The sequence below is a fragment of the Tessaracoccus massiliensis genome (genome assembly GCF_000826065.2).
In the GTDB taxonomy this organism is placed as follows: Bacteria; Actinomycetota; Actinomycetes; order Propionibacteriales; family Propionibacteriaceae; genus Arachnia; species Arachnia massiliensis_A.
Map to the genome: position 1 here is coordinate 46,714 of NZ_LN623543.1, position 16,319 is coordinate 63,032.

At 66.7% G+C, this 16,319-nt stretch carries 13 protein-coding genes, 1 tRNA gene and 4 pseudogenes; 13 read left to right on the plus strand and 5 right to left on the minus strand.

Annotated elements, in window-relative coordinates; translation table 11 throughout:
• Nucleotides 1–34 precede the first annotated feature (34 nt).
• Genes BN1186_RS10680 through BN1186_RS10690 form a run of 3 tightly spaced genes read left to right on the plus strand, consistent with a single transcriptional unit; the run spans nucleotide 35 to nucleotide 4,534 of the window.
• Nucleotides 35–1,084: a YlbL family protein gene (locus tag BN1186_RS10680; RefSeq protein WP_040284102.1), complete on the plus strand. Its 1,050-nt coding sequence runs from the start codon at nucleotides 35–37 to the stop codon at nucleotides 1,082–1,084.
• Complete coding sequence (locus tag BN1186_RS10685; protein WP_040284103.1) at nucleotides 1,077–1,589, plus strand: PPA1309 family protein; 513 nt, start codon at nucleotides 1,077–1,079, stop codon at nucleotides 1,587–1,589. The genes BN1186_RS10680 and BN1186_RS10685 overlap by 8 nt, the downstream gene beginning before the upstream one ends.
• Nucleotides 1,586–4,534, plus strand: coding sequence for a UPF0182 family membrane protein (locus tag BN1186_RS10690; RefSeq protein ID WP_040284104.1), 2,949 nt, complete (start codon nucleotides 1,586–1,588; stop codon nucleotides 4,532–4,534). The genes BN1186_RS10685 and BN1186_RS10690 overlap by 4 nt, the downstream gene beginning before the upstream one ends.
• On the opposite strand, the gene BN1186_RS10695 is transcribed toward BN1186_RS10690, so the two are convergent.
• Nucleotides 4,512–5,834, minus strand: a complete 1,323-nt coding sequence (locus BN1186_RS10695) for a M16 family metallopeptidase (RefSeq protein WP_040284105.1) — start codon at nucleotides 5,832–5,834, stop codon at nucleotides 4,512–4,514. The two genes, BN1186_RS10690 and BN1186_RS10695, sit on opposite strands and share 23 nt — an antisense overlap.
• Nucleotides 5,831–7,102: a M16 family metallopeptidase gene (locus BN1186_RS10700; protein ID WP_040284106.1), complete on the minus strand. Its 1,272-nt coding sequence runs from the start codon at nucleotides 7,100–7,102 to the stop codon at nucleotides 5,831–5,833. The genes BN1186_RS10695 and BN1186_RS10700 overlap by 4 nt, the downstream gene beginning before the upstream one ends.
• Nucleotides 7,103–7,155: 53 nt before the next feature.
• Here BN1186_RS10700 and BN1186_RS10705 point away from each other — a divergent pair, with 53 nt between their 5' ends.
• The 4 genes and pseudogenes from BN1186_RS10705 to BN1186_RS10720 form a co-directional block, all read left to right on the plus strand.
• A complete protein-coding gene (locus BN1186_RS10705; RefSeq protein ID WP_040284107.1) occupies nucleotides 7,156–8,157 on the plus strand; it encodes an aldo/keto reductase family protein in 1,002 nt (333 codons plus the stop codon).
• Between the two features lie 132 nt (nucleotides 8,158–8,289).
• Nucleotides 8,290–8,541, plus strand: a complete 252-nt coding sequence (locus BN1186_RS16520; RefSeq protein ID WP_139651150.1) for an AbgT family transporter — start codon at nucleotides 8,290–8,292, stop codon at nucleotides 8,539–8,541.
• Nucleotides 8,439–8,777 (plus strand): annotated as a pseudogene (locus BN1186_RS16525) (M20/M25/M40 family metallo-hydrolase); the annotation flags it as partial. The gene BN1186_RS16520 and the pseudogene BN1186_RS16525, both read left to right, overlap by 103 nt.
• Nucleotides 8,778–8,796: 19 nt before the next feature.
• A pseudogene (locus BN1186_RS10720) lies at nucleotides 8,797–9,390 on the plus strand (M20/M25/M40 family metallo-hydrolase); the annotation flags it as partial.
• Nucleotides 9,391–9,935: 545 nt separating this feature from the next.
• Here BN1186_RS10720 and BN1186_RS10725 read toward each other — a convergent pair.
• Entirely contained in the window at nucleotides 9,936–10,868 is a 933-nt protein-coding gene (locus BN1186_RS10725; RefSeq protein ID WP_082031330.1) for an alpha/beta hydrolase, read from the minus strand.
• A 77-nt stretch (nucleotides 10,869–10,945) separates the two neighbouring features.
• Here BN1186_RS10725 and BN1186_RS10730 point away from each other — a divergent pair, with 77 nt between their 5' ends.
• Nucleotides 10,946–11,185: a hypothetical protein gene (locus tag BN1186_RS10730; RefSeq protein WP_040284108.1), complete on the plus strand. Its 240-nt coding sequence runs from the start codon at nucleotides 10,946–10,948 to the stop codon at nucleotides 11,183–11,185.
• A gap of 29 nt (nucleotides 11,186–11,214) precedes the next feature.
• Nucleotides 11,215–11,559 (plus strand): PIN domain-containing protein, encoded by a 345-nt coding sequence (locus BN1186_RS10735; protein ID WP_246043330.1) that lies wholly within the window; start codon nucleotides 11,215–11,217, stop codon nucleotides 11,557–11,559.
• Here BN1186_RS10735 and BN1186_RS16085 read toward each other — a convergent pair.
• Nucleotides 11,514–11,804 (minus strand): annotated as a pseudogene (locus tag BN1186_RS16085) (IS110 family transposase); the annotation flags it as partial. The gene BN1186_RS10735 and the pseudogene BN1186_RS16085 overlap by 46 nt on opposite strands.
• Before the next feature lie 303 nt (nucleotides 11,805–12,107).
• Between BN1186_RS16085 and BN1186_RS10745 the strand changes: the two are divergent.
• Together BN1186_RS10745 and BN1186_RS16530 are read left to right on the plus strand one after the other, a co-directional pair.
• Nucleotides 12,108–12,181: transfer RNA gene (locus tag BN1186_RS10745), tRNA-Met, on the plus strand.
• A gap of 183 nt (nucleotides 12,182–12,364) precedes the next feature.
• The gene (locus BN1186_RS16530; RefSeq protein ID WP_425471523.1) at nucleotides 12,365–12,526 is read left to right on the plus strand and encodes a transposase; all 162 of its coding nucleotides are present in this window, start codon (nucleotides 12,365–12,367) and stop codon (nucleotides 12,524–12,526) included.
• 52 nt (nucleotides 12,527–12,578) lie between these two features.
• On the opposite strand, the gene BN1186_RS10755 is transcribed toward BN1186_RS16530, so the two are convergent.
• Nucleotides 12,579–13,746, minus strand: a protein-coding gene (locus BN1186_RS10755) for an IS3 family transposase (RefSeq protein WP_425471524.1) whose coding sequence is annotated in 2 segments (ribosomal slippage) — nucleotides 12,579–13,463 and nucleotides 13,465–13,746 — 1,167 coding nt in all. Because the reading frame shifts where the segments join, the coding sequence is not laid out codon by codon here.
• 74 nt (nucleotides 13,747–13,820) lie between these two features.
• Here BN1186_RS10755 and BN1186_RS10760 point away from each other — a divergent pair.
• Nucleotides 13,821–14,090, plus strand: a pseudogene (locus BN1186_RS10760) (transposase); the annotation flags it as partial.
• A 764-nt stretch (nucleotides 14,091–14,854) separates the two neighbouring features.
• Nucleotides 14,855–16,255: an HNH endonuclease signature motif containing protein gene (locus BN1186_RS10765; RefSeq protein WP_052460066.1), complete on the plus strand. Its 1,401-nt coding sequence runs from the start codon at nucleotides 14,855–14,857 to the stop codon at nucleotides 16,253–16,255.
• Nucleotides 16,256–16,319 lie beyond the last annotated feature (64 nt).

Genomic DNA, 16,319 nt, shown 5'->3' on the forward strand with positions numbered 1-16,319 from the left:
AATGTGACCACAGCCTCAGGAGAAGGGAGAAGGTATGTCGCGCAACGCTGTGGCGATCGTGAGTTCCCTTCTCTTCGCCGCGTTGGCGGCGGCTCTGGTGATCACTCCCGTGCCCTATGTCGCGTGGCGTCCCGGGCAGACGGTCGACGTGATGGGCACCACGGATTCGGGTCCCATCATCGCCGTGGCAGGCGGGTTGCCCAGCTATCCATCAGAGGGCCAGCTGCTGATGACGACGGTCTCCGCCACCCGGGTGGAATCGACGATCAGCCTCCCCGAGGCACTGGTCGTCTACCTGGGTGCCGGATCGGATGCCATCCCGCGGGAGGTCTACTACCCACCGGGCAAGACCATCGAGCAGGTCCGTGCGGAGGCCACTTTGCAGATGGACAACTCCCGCACGCTCGCCACTGTCGCGGCGCTCCGGGCGGAGGGCGGCGTCACCGTGACCGAGGTCCCCAGCGTGGGAGCTGTGTCACTCACCGGGCCCGCCGCAGACAAGTTGTTGCCGGGCGACATCATCGAATCGGTCAACAACCAGCCGGTCGAGACGGTCGACGACGTGGCGCAGGCGGTTGCCCGGCACTCGCCGGGTGACACGATCACCTTCACGTTCCAGCGCGACGGACGCCAGCGCAGCGAGGCTGTCACCGCTGCTCCCAGCGGCAGCAACCCCCGCGGCGTGGAGGTCGGCGTGCGCTGGGACGTCGGATACCAGTACTCACCCCAGGTCACCTTCGGTATCGATCCCGCGGTCACCGGCCCGAGCGCCGGCCTGGTTTTCGCACTCGGCATCTACGACCGCATCACAGAGGGTGACCTCCTCGGCGGGCGGGTGGTGGCCGGGACGGGCTCGATCGATGCGAGCGGCCGGGTGGGACACATCGGCGGCATCCGCGAGAAGATCACCGGGGCCGAACGCGACGGTGCCACCATCTTCCTTGTCCCCGAACGCAACTGTCTCGACATCGGTGATCTCGACACCGACCTGACGCTCATCCGGGTGGCCACGTTCAAGGATGCGGTGGCCGCCCTGCAACTCATCAACGAAGGAAACTACGCGGAGGTGCCCACCTGTGGCTGACCGACTGATCGCCTGCCTCATGGACGTGGAACGTCACGTGTCCACCTCGGGATGGGACCAACCAGCCCGGCTCTTCGCGCTGGTCACGACGGGCACTTTGCTCGACGTCGAACCCCAGCTGCGGGGGCGCGTCCCCGAGACCGCACCCGATGCGCTCACCGCCATCGAACAGGACGAGTTCCACGCCACCGATGACCTCTTCGAGCGGTTGGAGACCATCTACTGGCCGGACACCGTCGAGGGCTGCGCGCTGGCCCTCGAGCGCGCCTTCCTGCCACCGGAGTATGAGAAGGACATCCCGGACGACCCGGATGACGCCGCCCAGTTTGTGATGAAGCACCCTGCCAAGACCGATGTGCGCGTTGTGGTGGGGGTGCTGCGCGAGGGCCCCAAGCACGGTTTGGCGCGCCTTCAGAGCAACCCGGACGATCTGTTGGGCGGTGAGGACCTCGTGCCCGGGCTGGCAGAGGCACTGCTCAACACCTTCAGGAGTGATGACGCGTGAGTACTGAGACCTTGGCCGACGTGCCGACCGAACCCCGCCGCGGGCCGCTGCTGTGGACTGTGCTGATCATCGGCGTGTTGATCTTCCTCGCGGTGATCGGTTCCAGGCTGGCCACGGACTACCTGTGGTTCCGCAGCCTCGACTTCGAGACGGTGTTCACCACGCAACTGGCCGCCCGCTTCGGCCTGATGCTCCTGTTCGGTCTGCTGCTGTTCGCGGCCGTGTTCTTCAGCATGCTCATCGCCTACCGGCTGCGGCCCAAGGTGCGGCGGGCGAACCTGGATTCAGAGTTCCTCGTCCAGATGCGCGACGCCCTCGACAGGCGCTCCAAGGTACTCATGGCCGTGCCCGCCGCGGTCCTCGGCGTGCTGGGTGGGCTCACTGCGGCCGGCATGACGCCGGTGTTCCTGGCGTGGTGGCACCGCACTGATTTCGGCACGACAGATCCCTACTTCGGGTTGGACGCCAGCTTCTTCGTGTTCACGCTGCCCTGGCTGCAGTTCGTCACGGGGTTCCTGCTGTTCGCGCTCATCGCCGGCGGGATCGCGGCGGCGGCGGTGCATTTCATGACCGGGTCGATGAACACCGCCGCCATCCGCGGGCGGGGCAACAGCCCGGCCTCCGTGGGAGCGCAGCGACAGCTGTCCATCATGCTGGGCCTCGTGTTGCTGATGATCGCGGTCAACACCCTGCTCGACCGCTACGGGCTCAGCGTCACGGAGTCGACGCTCTTCACGGGCATCGGCTACACCGATGCGAGCACCCGAATGCCGGTGGGCATCATCATGGCCGCGATCGCCGCGATCTCGGCCATCGCGTGCTTCGTCAACGCGTGGAAGGTGCGCTGGAGCGTGCCCGGTGCCTCGGTGGCGCTGCTCGTGGTCTCCGGGCTGCTGCTGTCCATGGCCTACCCGTGGGCGATCCAGACCTTCGAGGTGGATCCCAGCCCGCAGGAGAAGGAAGCTCCCTACATCGCCAACAACATCGCCGCCACGCGGCACGCCTACGGCATCGACGAGGTGGAGATCGAGGACTACGAAGCCACCACGTCGGCCAACGCCGGCCAGCTCCGGCAGGATGCCGAGGCGCTGCCCGCCATCCGGCTCATCGACCCCATGGTGGTGCCACCCACCTTCGAGCAGCTGCAGCAGGTGCGTGGCTACTACTCGTTCCCCCGCACGTTGGACGTGGACCGCTACGTCATCGACGGCAAGCCCACGGATTCCGTGGTGGCGGTCCGTGAACTCAACCTGGAATCGATCGAGGGAGGCGACACCTGGAACAACCGCCGCACCGTCTACACGCACGGCTACGGCATGGTGGCCGCCTACGGCAACCAGCGTGAAGCCAACGGCGAACCTGTGTTCTTCTCGGGTGGCATCCCCACCATGGGCGAGTTGGACGCCCACGAGCCGCGAATCTACTTCGGTGAGCGTACGGACTACTACGTCGTGGTGGGCGCTCCCGAGGGCACCGAACCCGTCGAGCTCGACACCCCGTCGGGCGGTGAGGGGCGGTCCGAGTCCCTCTACACCTACACGGGCTCGGGCGGCGTGCCCATCGGTAACTGGTTCACCAAGGCCGCGTTCGCGATCCGCTTCGGCGACATCAACCTGATGCTCTCGGATCGTGTCAACGAGGAGTCGCGCGTCCTCCACGACCGGCTCCCCGTGCAGCGGGTCCAGGAGGCGGCTCCGTGGCTGACGATCGATTCGGATCCCTTCCCCAGCATGGTCGACGGCCGCATCGTGTGGATCATCGACGGCTACACCACCACGGATTCCTACCCCAACTCCACGCGCCTCGACTGGACGCAGGCCATCTCTGACTCGCGCACGGCCGCAGACCGGCTCCTGCTCGGCCAGCAGGTCAACTACGTGCGCAACTCGGTCAAGGCCACCGTCGACGCCTACGACGGCACGGTGAAGCTGTACCAGTGGGATGAGGAGGACCCCATCCTCGAGACGTGGGACAAGGTGTTCCCTGGCGTCATCACGCCGAAGGACGAGATCTCGCCTGACCTGTTGGCACACCTGCGCTATCCGCAGGACCTGTTCAAGGCCCAGCGCGAGATCCTCGGCCGCTACCACACCACCAACCCCGGCACGTGGTACCAGCAGTCCGACGTGTGGCAGGTGCCGACCGATCCCATCCGGGGGACCGAGGCCCGCCAGAAGCAGCCGCCATACTTCCTGACCATCCGCTGGCCGGGGGACGAGACCCCCGTCTACTCCAACACTGCGGTGTTCGTGCCGAAGGACCGTGAAAACCTCTCGGTCTACCTCGCCGTCAACGCAGATGCGACGACGGACAACTATGGCCGGATGCGGGTGCTCAAGCTCTCCGATGAGGAGCAGATCGCCGGCCCTGGTCAGACGTTCAACTTCATCTCCACCAACCCGGTGGTGGCCGAGCGGCTACTGCCGTTCAACAGGCAGGGAGCCTCGGCGACGGCGATCTACGGCAACCTGCTGACGCTGCCGCTGGGCGGTGGCCTGCTCTACGTGCAGCCCATCTACACCCAGGCGGTCACCTCCGGCTCGTACCCGGCGCTGCGGTTCATCGTGGTGCGCTTCGGCGAGCAGATCGGCATCGGGGACACTCTGCAGGCGGCGCTCGACCAGGTGTTCCAGGGCGACGCCGGTGCGGAGACCGGTGAGGGCGGCGCCGACGGCGTGCCCCCGGCCACTGATCCGGACGGCGAGACACCCGATCCCGGTGCTGTGGAGCCCACCGAGCCGGGCACAGATCCCACCACTCACCCGGGCTCTGTGCCGGCCCTCGGCGGCGAGGCGCGCGCACGCCAGTTGCTGGACGAGGCCCAGGACCTCTACGAGAGCGCAGACGTCTCCCTGAAGGAAGGCAACCTCGGCGAGTATCAGGCCAAGGTCAGCAGCGCCGAGGAGAAGGTGGCCGAGGCCATCAAGGCGCTGGACGAAGGCTGACGGCCAGGCCGAGCTGCTCCAACGCAGGGACCAGCTCGGCCGCCTCGCCGGTCACGGCGATGGTCAGGGCGCCGGGGTCGATCACCTCGCGGAACGCCGCCGTCGCCTCTTCTGCCGTGACTGCAGCCAACTGCGCAAAGTGCGCGTTGAGGTACTCCGGGCCGAGCCCGGACGCGGCCAGCGTGCAGGCCTGGTTGACGATGTCGGCGGAGGTCTCGTTGGCCAGCGGCGCGATCCCGATCAGGAACTGCCGGGCGTCCTCGGCCTCCTTCCCGGTGAAGGGTTCCGCCGCGCCGAGGGCGTCAAGGACGCGTGCGACGGCGTCGCCGGCGACCTCGGTGCGCACGCTGGTGCCCACCGTGAACTGCCCCTCATCGACGCCGGGCGCGAACCCGCCGCCGATGCCGTAGGTGTAGCCGAGGCGCTCGCGGAGTTCCAGGTTGAGCCTGGAAGCGAACGCTCCGGCCATGGCGTGCCCGGCCACGCGGAGGGCCGGCCAGCGCGGATCCTGCCTGGTGACGGTCCGGGTGGCCATGGCGATTGTGGCCTGCACAGCGCCGGGGTGGTCGAGGACCACGACCCGGGGTTGCTGTAGCGGTGACGTGGGGCGCAGCCCGTCGCGGACCGGCGGGGGAGCCTGCCAGGAGGAGACTCCGTCGAGGACCTCATCGAGCCCCGTCGCGCCGGCGACGACCAGGGTGGCGCCAGCGGGGGAGAAGTGGTTGCGGTGCCACTGGGCGGCGACCTCGGCAGTGATGTGCTCCAAGGTCTCCGGGGTGCCGCTGGCGGGGCGGGCGTCGCGGTGCCCGGCGTCGTACAGGGCGGCGCGCAGAGCCAGCCGGTTGGCGGACCCTGGCGACGCGAGCCGCGACTCGTAGCCCGCGATCTGGGCCTCCACGTGGTGGGCCACGTCGCGCTCAGCGTAGGCAGGCTGTGTCAGCACCTCGCGGAACAGCGGCAGCACGTCGGTGAGCCGGCGGGACGGGGCCTGCCCGCCGAAGGTGGTGTACCGGTGCCGCGTCGTGCCGTGCAGCGTGGCGCCCTGCGCTTCGAGCAGTTCGCCGATCTCGCCGTCGGGGTGGGAGAGGGTCCCCTCGTCGATGGCGTGCAGCGCGACATTGGCGACCCCTTCGAGACCACGCGGCTCGTGCGTGAGGGGGGCCGGGAGCACCACGTCGAAGGTGGCCACGTGCTGGCCGGGGAGGTCGAAGTGCCAGAGGGTGAGCCCGCTGTCGAGGTGTACGACGGTGGGGGTGGGGAAGTGCCAAGCCGTGGCGAGGCGGACGTCGGGGCGCATCATGAGTGGTTCTCCGCACGGTAGAGGAGTCGGTTGGCCGCGTCGGGTTGCAGCCAGCAGGCTGCGGCGGCGCGCACGTCGTCGGGGGTGAGGGCCAGGATCTCGGCCAGGTAGGTGTTGACGCGCCCGGGGTCGCCGTGGACCAGCCAGGCCTCGTTGATGGCGTCTGCGCGACCGCTGGTGGTGGCGACATCCCACAGGTAGTCGCGTTCGAACTGCGCCACCGCCCGTGCCAGTTCCTCCTCCGTGGGGCCTTCGTCGAGGAATAGGGCCAGTTCCGCGGTGACGGCGTCGGAGACCTGTTCGAGTGAGATGTCCGTCGCGGGGCGGGAGGTGAGCGTGGTGATGGAATCGGTGGAGCGGTTGCTGAGCAGGCCGCCGTGGACCTCGTAGGCGACATCGGCGCGCTTGACCAGCGCGCGGTGCAGGCGGCTCGCGTGCCCGTCCGCCAGCACGGACAGTGCCATCTCGAGTGCGGCGCCGTCGGGGTGCGCCGCCGGTGGGGTGGCCCAGGAGAGGTAGCTCAGCGAGTGCGGCACCGGCCGCGACACCGACGTGTGCGACGGCGCCCGCTCGCCGTCAGCGATCGGTGCGCGCTCTGGCCTGGGCACGGTGGGGAGGTGACCGAAGTGCCGCTCGGCAAGCGCGAACCCCTCGTCGGCGCTGATCGGGCCGCAGAGCACCAGCCGAAGGTTGCTGGCCGGGTACCAGGCGTGGAAGAAGCCGGCCACGTCCTCGAGCGAGGCTGCGTCGAGATCCGCCATGGAGCCGATCGGGAGGTGGCCGTACGGGTGCGCCGGCTCGAAGTGCTGCGCCACCAGGAGTTCGAGCAGGTCGCCGTAGGGCTGGTTGTCGTAGCGCTGGCGCTTCTCCTCCTTGACGACCTGGCGTTGGGCTTCGAAGTTCTCCGGCGTGATGGCCAGAGACGCGAAGCGGTCCGCCTCCATCCAGAGGGCCCGTTCCAGCGCGCCGCGCGGCACCGTCTCGAAGTAGTTGGTCCGGTCTGAGGAGGTGGTGGCGTTGACGGTCCCGCCCAGGGCCTCGACGGTGGCCATGTGCTCGCCGCTGGCGACGTGGGCGGAGCCCTGGAACATGAGGTGCTCGAACAGGTGGGCGAACCCCGTGCGCCCGGGCGCCTCGTCGGCAGAGCCCACCGCCACCCAGATGTTGACGGCCACGCCGGGTGCCGCGTCGTCCGGCGAGACCACCACCTGCAGCCCGTTGTCGAGGCGGTGCTGGCTCAGCTCGTAGTGCAGATCGGCCTGGGTCATGGGGGCGAGCCTAGCGCGACCGGGGCGCTCCGCCAGGGAGTAGCGTGGGGGCCATGAAGTATCGCTATCTCGGCAACTCGGGCCTCAAGGTGACCGAGCTCATCTACGGCAACTGGCTGACCCACGGCTCCCAGGTGGTCAACGACGCGGCGACGGCGTGTGTGCGCGCAGCGCTCGACCATGGCATCACCTCCTTCGACACGGCGGATGTCTACGCCAACACGGTGGCGGAGGAGGTGCTGGGCGAGGCCCTCAAGGGCGAACGGCGCGAGTCGTTGGAGATCCTCACCAAGGTCTACTGGCCCACCGGCCCCAAGGGCGCCAACGATTCCGGCCTGTCCCGCAAGCACATCATGGAGTCGATCGACGGTTCCCTGCGCCGGCTGCAGACCGATTACGTCGACGTGTACCAGGCCCACCGCTTCGATGTGGAGACCCCGCTGGAGGAGACGATGGTGGCCTTCGCCGACATCGTGCGCCAGGGCAAGGCCCTCTACATCGGTGTCAGCGAATGGCGGGCCGAGCACATCCGTGAAGCCGCCCGCTACGCCAAGGAACTACGCATCCCGTTCGTCTCGAACCAGCCGCAGTACAACATGCTGTGGCGCGTCATCGAGGAGGAAGTGGTCCCCGCGTCGCGCGAGGTGGGCATCTCGCAGATCGTGTTCTCGCCCATCGCGCAGGGCGTGCTGACCGGCAAGTACCTGCCGGGGCAGGCTGCTCCGGAAGGCTCGCGGGCGACTGACGCCAAGGGCGGCCAGCAGATGATCAGCCGCTTCATGCACGACGACCTGCTCGCCGCCGTCCAGAACCTCAAGCCCATCGCCGAGGAACTCGACCTGACGATGGCGCAACTGGGCCTGGCCTGGGTGCTGCACAACGACAACGTGGCCGCCGCCATCATCGGCGCCTCGCGCCCCGAGCAGATCACCGAGAACGTCAAGGCCAGCGAGGCGGAGCTTTCCGACGACGTGCTCAAGCGGATCGACGAGGTGCTCGACGGCTTCATCGAGCGCGATCCGGCCAAGACGCAGCCCCCGGCACAGCGCCCCTGATGTGAGACCCGATGGCGCAGGGCGCCGTCATGTCGTTACTGTGCTGAGGTAACAGTCACGCGAAGGAGACTGACGCGGCCCTCGGAATGCGATGTGAGCACCACTGACACCGCGGCCCCGAAGCGGGGATTCATGCAGCGGTTCCTCGACCTCGTGGAGAGGGGAGGCAACAAGCTACCGGATCCCATCGTGCTGTTCGCTTCGCTCTGCGCGATCATCACTCTGGCCTCCTGGGTCACCGCGCTGGCCGGCCCGGCCCGAAGCTGGGGCTGCGCGCCGACATCGACGCGCTGGGGCTGCAGGAGGACCGCCCGGATCTCGAGTTCGCCTCCAAGGTGCCCGGGAAGATGCACGGCTGCGGGCACGATGCCCACACGGCGGTGATGATGTCGGCCGCCGCATGGGTCGACGACCACTTCGACGAGCTGACCGGCGAGGTGCACGTCATCTTCCAGCACGCCGAGGAGACCCCACCCGGCGGCGCGAGGGAGATGGTGGATACCGGCTACTTCGAGGGCTTCGACTTCATGTACGGCCTCCACTTCTGGGCCACGCTGCCCACGGGCCAGATCGACATCAAGGACGGGCCGGCGTCGGCCAACTTCTACCTCTTCGAGATCGCCCGCCGGACGTGGCGGTCACGCCTCAACCCGGGACGTGGCGATCGACCCGGTCACGGCCGCCGCCGGGCTCGTGAGCCAGATCCAGACCATCGTGGCGCGCCGCGTGGTGCCCCGTTCGCCGGCGGTGGTGTCCACCACCTATCTGGAGGCCGGCAAGCAGGTGGCGCTCAACGTCATCCCCGCCACCTCCCGCCTGGGCGGCAGCATCCGCGCCACCGACGACGAGACGCGCGCCGTGGTGCGAAGCAGCCTGGAGAACTTCGTCGCAGGACTGGAGTCGGCCAACCCGGGGCTGACGGCCGAGCTCGACTACCTCGTCGGTTACGACGCAGTGCTCAACGATCCAGCCTGCACCGCTGTCGTGCGCGAACTCGCTGCCCCGATCTGGGGTGAGGACGCCATCCTCGAGGAACCCGCCATGCTGGGCGGGGAGGACTTCGCGGCGTTCTCCCGCGTGGCCCCCGCCTGCTACGTGTTCATCGGGGCCGGCAACGAGCAGTTCGACAGCTCGCACCACAGCCCCACCTTCGGGCTGGACGAGGCCGCGTTCCCGCAGGCGTTCGCCCTGGCGGTGGCGGTCGTGCAGAACGGGCCACGCTTCGTAGCTTGAGGGTGCAAGGGCGCTCCCGCCCGGCATAGGCTCGACGGGGGCCGGCCCTACCCTGCCGCGGCCAGCACCAGGACGACGCCACCGGCGATCGCTGGAACAGCGAGCATGGATGCCGGCTGAGCCCGGCCACAATGAGGTGTGCGGCGGCCTGCCCGAGCCCGGCCCAGCCGCGCCACGACGGGGGATCGAGGAGCCAGGCGAGTGACCCCCAAACCAGTACGGCCACGAGCATCGTGCCCAACCCGTACCAGTCCCGGCCCGAGGCGCGTGGCGCCAGCAGCCATGCCGCATAGCTGGCGGCCAGCAGCAGCCCCAGTACAGCCAGCAGCAGCCCCTGCCTGGATGGGGAGAGAAGTAGGCCCAGGAGGAGCAAGGGTGGCGCCGGCTGCGGCCAGCATTCGCACCAGGGCGGCGAACGGCCAATGGTGGCCGAGTTAGGAGAGCCACCCCAGCACCATCACCACGACGAGGAAGACGGAGGTCCACAGGGAGTTCTGCGCCACGACGGGTGCGAGGATGGCCGCGCCGCCTCAGTCGTGGCCCCATCATTCCCTGGCCGCGGGGCCACGGGCAGCCGACCCTGCAGAACCCCCAGAACGCAGCCAGCGTTGCAGGAAGTCGTCGACCAATGCGATGTAGCCCGGACGGTCGGCGAAGTAGCCGCCGCAGTGGTAGACACCCTCGAAGGTGACCAGCTCGACGGCGTCCTGACCGCCAGCGGCCTCCTGCAGGTCAAGCGCGTGCTGGTAGGGGATGATCTGATCCTCGGTGCCATGCAGCAGCAGGATGGGCCGGGGCGGGAGATCCGCGATGGCATCGATGGGGCGCACCTCATGGAAGCGGTAGCCGTGCAGGAGACGGTTGGCCAGTGCCACGATGGGCACGAACGGCGCGGCCGGCACCCGGCGCCCCCGGAACGCCTGGGCCACCACGTCGGTGAGCGTGGCGAAGGGGGAGTCCAGGACGAGCGCCTCGACGCGCGGTTCCTTGGCGGCGGTGAGGATCGCCGTCGATGCACCCCCGGAGAAGCCGACCACCGCGATCCGCGCGTCCGGGCGTCGGACGGCCACGAAGTCGACGGCCGCTGCCAGGTCCAACTGTTCATGGAAGGCCAGGGAGAGAGGCCCATCCTCGGAGTCGCTGGAGCCGCGGAAGTCGAACAGCAGCACGCTGTGGCCGCGCTTGAACAGCCCGGGCCCGATGCCCAGCATGTCCGCCTTCGTTCCCCGGTGCCCGTGCGCGACGACGAGGACACTCTCGGAACCAGGCTCGTCGAACCACCAACCGGCGATGCGCACCCCATCCTCCGTGCGGAAGGTCACGTCCTCGGCCTCGAGGCCCACCTCGAAGGGCGTGAACCCGTAGGGCGGCCAGACGCGACGAGGTCCGTTCAACGAGCGTGCACCGATCGCCCCCACCGCAGTTCCGGCCAGGCCCATACCAGTCGCCGTCCATCCCAGCGCACGCCACCACTTCATGGCTTCTTTCCTACCACTCCCACCAAGCTGCGCATCACTGATGCGTAGCTATAGCTTCAGAGGTGCAGCATTGGTCCATGCGGACCACGATCAGGCTCGATCCAGAAGTTGCCGCCGCGGCCGAACGCCTGCGGCGGGAGCGCCACATCGGTCTCGGCGAGGCTGTCAATGAGTTGGCAAGGGCGGGGCTGCTCCACTCGCCGCGGAACCGTGGGTTCCATCAGCGGACCGTTGAGGTTGGGCTGAAGATCGACGTCACCAATATTGGAGACACCCTTGAGTTGTTGGATCAGCTCGATGCCGGGGACGCTCCGTGATCGTCGACGCGAACGTTCTGCTCTATGCCGTGGACAGCCGGTCCCACTTCCATGGTGCGGCTCGGTCGTGGTTGGAGAAGGCCTTGAACGGGGTCGAGCCTGTCGGGCTTCCCTGGGCATCCCTGCTGGCCTTCCAACGCATCGTCACCCATCCGCGGTCTACCGCTGAGCCACTGACCGCCACCGAAGCGTGGCAGTTCGTCACCGGTTGGCTCGAGGCCGATCTGGCCTGGGTTCCCAACCCTGGCGCGCGGCACGGCGAGATCCTCGGACGGCTCCTGGCCGAGGGTGACTGCCGAGGGAGCCTCGTCACTGATGCCCATCTCGCCGGATGCAGATCTGCGATACGGCGCATCGCCAGCCCTGGCAGGTAAGCCACCTCGATGCCCATCGCGCGAGCCACCGTCACGGGCAGAGCCCCGATCGTGGCGGGCTGATCCACGATCACCAACACTGACCCATAGCCAGCGAGCTTCGCGAACACCTCCTGCAAAGCGGACTCGTCTTGCGGCAGGACCTTGTCATGCAGACGTTTGCCTGCGGTGTTGAGGGCGGTGGCGTGGTGGTGTTCCTTGCCGACATCGAGGCCGACGAACACGTCGAACCGGTCTTGGTTCATGACAGTCCTCCTTCAAGGACTCATTCTGGCCGCCCGAGTCAGGCGAAGATCGTCGGCACCCACGTTACGAAGAGACCACGCTGTCGATGCAGCGGGCCGTGTCCCTATCAGCGATCAACCCACGCCACCAGGACCCGGTGACAACACCCCCCCGGATCATCAATGACAGGGGCAGTAAGTCATGCCGGGCCTGGCGACCAGAACCCCGACCATCGGGGCTACCTAAAAGGTAACGGGCTTCAGTGGGTGTCCCCAGCCTCGATTTGAGTTCTCGGGGCCAGATCCGTATAGTTATCAAAGCGACGCGGGGTGGAGCAGTTCGGTAGCTCGCTGGGCTCATAACCCAGAGGTCATAGGTTCAAATCCTATCCCCGCTACGAAAAGGCCCTCTGACTAGGGGTTTAACCCAGTCAGAGGGTCTCTTTTTTGTCCCTGTTCGGAAAACTACCGTCTAGACTACGGTCTAGAAATCTCAGAACTACGGTCTAGTCGGTGACTAGGGCGTGTTGCTAAAGGGGTCTGGGGGTGTTTCGCGCGAGAATTGGGACGTGTCGCGCGATGTGATCTCTGACGAAGTCTGGGCACGGATCGGCCCGTTGTTCCCTGCTCCCAAACCGACGGGGCGTCCCCTGATAGAGCGACGCACGGTGGTCGAGGCAACTGCGTGGCGATTCCGGACAGGGGCACCGTGGAGGGACCTGCCTGCCCGGTTCGGGAACTGAAACACCATCTACAAGAACTTGGGTCTGCTGAAGGTTTGGTTGACCTCCGGGGTTATGCCGCCAGTGTAGCGGCGGGGTTGTAGATGAGTTCGTACTCGATGGGGGTGAGTTTCCCGAGGCGTCGTTGACGACGTTTCCGGTGGTACTTGCCCTCGATCCACGAGACGATCTCGAGGCGGAGTTCGTGGCGGGTAGTCCAGGGTTGGCGGTCGAGGACGTTCTTCTGCAGCAGGGCGAAGAACGACTCCATCGCAGCGTTGTCACCACAGGCCCCGACGCGGCCCATTGAGCCGCGTAGCCCGTGACGTTTCAGGGCTTTCAGGAAGCGTCTGGAGCGGAATTGAGAGCCGCGGTCCGAGTGCACGATCACTCCGGTGGGCCGGCCTCGGTGAGCCACGGCCATCTCAAGAGCGTTGACCGCGATCCGGGCCTTCATCCGCGAGTCGATCGAGTAGCCCACGATCCGGTTGGAGAACACATCCTTGATCGCACACAGATACACCTTTCCCTCGCGGGTACGGTGCTCGGCGAGGTCGGTGAGCCATAGTTCGTTGGGGCCGTCGGCGCTGAGCTGCCTGTTGACCAGGTCATCGTGGACGGGCGCGCCGGCTTTCTTGTACCGGGACTTGCGTTTCACAATGGTCGATTGGATGCCGGCGACCCGGCACAGCCGCCACACGCGCCGTTCCGAGAGTGTGTACCCGAGCTCGGTGATGTCGTCGGCCAGTACCCGGTAGCCGCCTTCTGGATCGTCACCGTGGAGCTGGTGCAGCACCGAGATGAGCTCTTGCTCTTCGGCCTCACGGGCGGAGACAGGCTGTTTGAGCCATTTGTAGTAGCCCTGTGTGGAGAATCCCAGTATCCGGCACGCGACCGCCACCGGCACCCTCACCGGGGCACCCGACAGCAGCCATCTCCTTGGACGTCCGGATAGATCATTGTGGGGGTGTGATGTGAGCCTGCGACAGATACGCTGCTGCGCGGCGTAGCACCTCGTTTTCCATCTCCAACTCACGGATCCGGCGCAACGCCTGGGACATGTCCTTGCGTGCCTCGGGGTCCGTGGTGGGTGTCATCCCGTGGGACTGGAACCTGGCGTCACGGACCCACGCCTGCAGCGTGGTCTTCGCGACACCCAGGTCCTTGACGACCTGCTTTTGCGGGATGCCTGAGGCGACCAACGCGACCGCCTCGCGCTTGAACTCCTCGGTGTAAGTGATCTTCGCCCATGATTGCCATCCTTTCAGCACGACCTTCTAGAAGTCATGCGGTCTTGAAGTCAACCAAACCCTTCAGCAGTCCCTCGGAGCACTGGCGCAAGATCTGGTCGAACAACCCCATCGAGCGTCTCAACCGCGAGATCAAACGCCGCGCTGACGTGGTCCAGATCTTCCCCGACCGAGGATCGGTGACCCGCCTGATCGGCGCGATCCTGCTCGAACAACACGAAGAATGGCACTACGGCGAACGCCGCTACCTGTCAGAGACCTCCATGCGACGCCTTACCGAGACCCTCCAACAACGCGCCGACCAGACCCTCAACCCCCTCCCATTGACCGCCTAGAAAAACACCACCGAAAGGGACTTGACCAGCCTCCCAGAACCGCGGTCAACGCGCGCCAACCCAACGATCCAATCCAGCCCCGATTGGCCTACGGCGGTCCCGTTGTGTCACAACCTGGGTCGCATCACTGCGAGCAGCGACCGTTCTTGGGGTGGATTGTCAGTGCTGAACCGTCGAATAGGGCCAAGGAGCATGAGGGTGAGGAGCTAGAGGTGCATGTGTGCGGATGTGATGTATGAGGAGGCGAGTGCGTTCGCGGACGGTGCGGCTGGCCACCGGGTGAGCGAGACGAAGAACAGCGAGCGACAAGAAGCGGTCCGAGCCAGGGCAGGCGCAAGCCGACTACGAACAGGAGAACCCGCCATGAGCACTACACCATCTGGATACGTTGACCTCGATGACCTCCGCACTGAGGTCGATGCCTCTTACACCGATGCGCAGTGCCAGGAGTACGCCGACGCTGAAGCTGACGCAGACACTCAGATCGCTCTAGCTGAGTTGGTCTACAAGATGCGCACCGAAGCAGGAATCAGTCAAACCGAACTGGCGCGCCGGATGGGGCTCGGCAGCCCTTCATCTCGGACTTGGAGTGAGGTGGCCGAACCCCAACGGTGGCCAGGCTCAACCGGATTTCGCACGCCACGGGTAACCGGCTCCGGCTGGTGGCTGAGCCCGCATAGGCTCTGTGCTTCTCTCAAAACTCCTTCTGTGGATAACTCTGGCTCCGTCCGGTTTTGTCAGAGTGGCCGTTTAATATCGGTTGTATGAACGAGATGCGGGCTCTGACACAGCGGTACATCGCCGCACTGTGGGACACCGCGCGCTCACAGGGAAGCGACGAAACCGCTCACGAGGTGTTGGCTGGGCTGGTCGAAGATCTGGCCGAAGCCGAGGCTCAACTGGCCGGGTTGAAGCTGCACCTGCTCCACGAAGCCCGCCTCTCTGGCGCCGACGCCGTGGTGGCCGGGGTGCGGGAATCGGTGCGCACCACCACAGCGCAGGCCACCTCCACGTTGAAACTTTCCGTCGAGTTGGGTGAGCGCTTCGAGGTGATCGGGTCCGCGTTGAACGACGGCAACATCTCACTGGCGCAGGCCGAGGCGATCGTGGCGGGGCTACGGAAACTACCTTCGCGGTTGACGCGGGCCGAGCTCGTCCGGTGTCAGGAAACGATCCTGGAGTACACCGACACCTTCGGCCCCAGCGAACTGCGGACCTTGGCGTCGCGGTTGCTGGAGATCATCGACCCGGAACAGGCCGAACTGGAGGACGCCAAACGCCTCGCAGCCGAAGAACGCGCCGCCCGGCGGGGCCGGTTCCTGCGCCTCTCGCCGGATTTTCATGGGTCGATGCGGATCACGGGCCAGTTGCCTGTGGCTGATGCCGCGCAGTTGGCTGCCCAGTTGGATGCGTTGATGCCGTCGATCTCGTCGTATGCGGAGACCGGTGAGGTCCCGGGCCCGGACGTGCGGCGTGCTGATGCGCTGGTGTTGCTGTGTCAGGGAGCGGCGAACGCCGGCACCCTGCCCGCCCACGGCGGGGACCGCCCCACGGTGCACATCACCATGGACTTCGACACCCTCGTCTCCGGGCTGGGCAGCATTGACCTGCTCGGCCATGATTCCGTGGACGGGATCTCCGCCGGTGAAGCACGGCGCCTGGCCTGTAACGCGAACATCATCCCCGTCGTGCTCGACGGAACGTCACGTCCGTTGGATGTGGGCCGCGAGAAGCGGTTGTTCACCCCGGCGATGATCGCGGCCCTTGCTGAACGGGACAAGGGCTGTGCTTTCCCCAACTGCCACGTCCCGCCGGCGTCGTGTCACGCGCACCACATCGTGCCCTGGTGGGCATGGGGACCCACCTGCGTCTCGAACGAGGTGTTGCTGTGTCCGCACCACCACAGGGTGGTGGAACCAGACCCGAACCAACCTGAAGAGTCGCAATGGCAGGTCCACCTCGACGAGGTCACAGGGCTGCCGTGGTTCACCCCACCCAGACACATCGATCCCAGGCGAAGGCCCCGGCAGAACGCCAGATTCATCCTCCACCACATCAAACTCGAACCCGCCGCTGGGACACCACCATGCCCACCCGAGAGCAGGGAGCTCATCCTCAAGGACCTGCTCCAACACGCCTCACCGGCTTGGGTGGGGAGTGACTAGGAAAGCGCTCGACTCCTCACGTCCTTCGATACACCTCGCAGCGACCTTGTCTGTGGTGCTGTTG

Bases quoted from the DNA above. Each gene is read 5' to 3' on its own strand.
- BN1186_RS16520 (WP_139651150.1), top strand. From the start codon at position 8,290: ATGCAGCGGTTCCTCGACCTCGTGGAGAGGGGAGGCAACAAGCTACCG.
- BN1186_RS10695 (WP_040284105.1), bottom strand. From the start codon at position 5,834: ATGATGCGCCCCGACGTCCGCCTCGCCACGGCTTGGCACTTCCCCACC.
- BN1186_RS10680 (WP_040284102.1), top strand. From the start codon at position 35: ATGTCGCGCAACGCTGTGGCGATCGTGAGTTCCCTTCTCTTCGCCGCG.
- BN1186_RS10730 (WP_040284108.1), top strand. From the start codon at position 10,946: ATGCGGACCACGATCAGGCTCGATCCAGAAGTTGCCGCCGCGGCCGAA.
- BN1186_RS10725 (WP_082031330.1), bottom strand. From the start codon at position 10,868: ATGAAGTGGTGGCGTGCGCTGGGATGGACGGCGACTGGTATGGGCCTG.
- BN1186_RS10705 (WP_040284107.1), top strand. From the start codon at position 7,156: ATGAAGTATCGCTATCTCGGCAACTCGGGCCTCAAGGTGACCGAGCTC.
- BN1186_RS10765 (WP_052460066.1), top strand. From the start codon at position 14,855: ATGAACGAGATGCGGGCTCTGACACAGCGGTACATCGCCGCACTGTGG.
- BN1186_RS10700 (WP_040284106.1), bottom strand. From the start codon at position 7,102: ATGACCCAGGCCGATCTGCACTACGAGCTGAGCCAGCACCGCCTCGAC.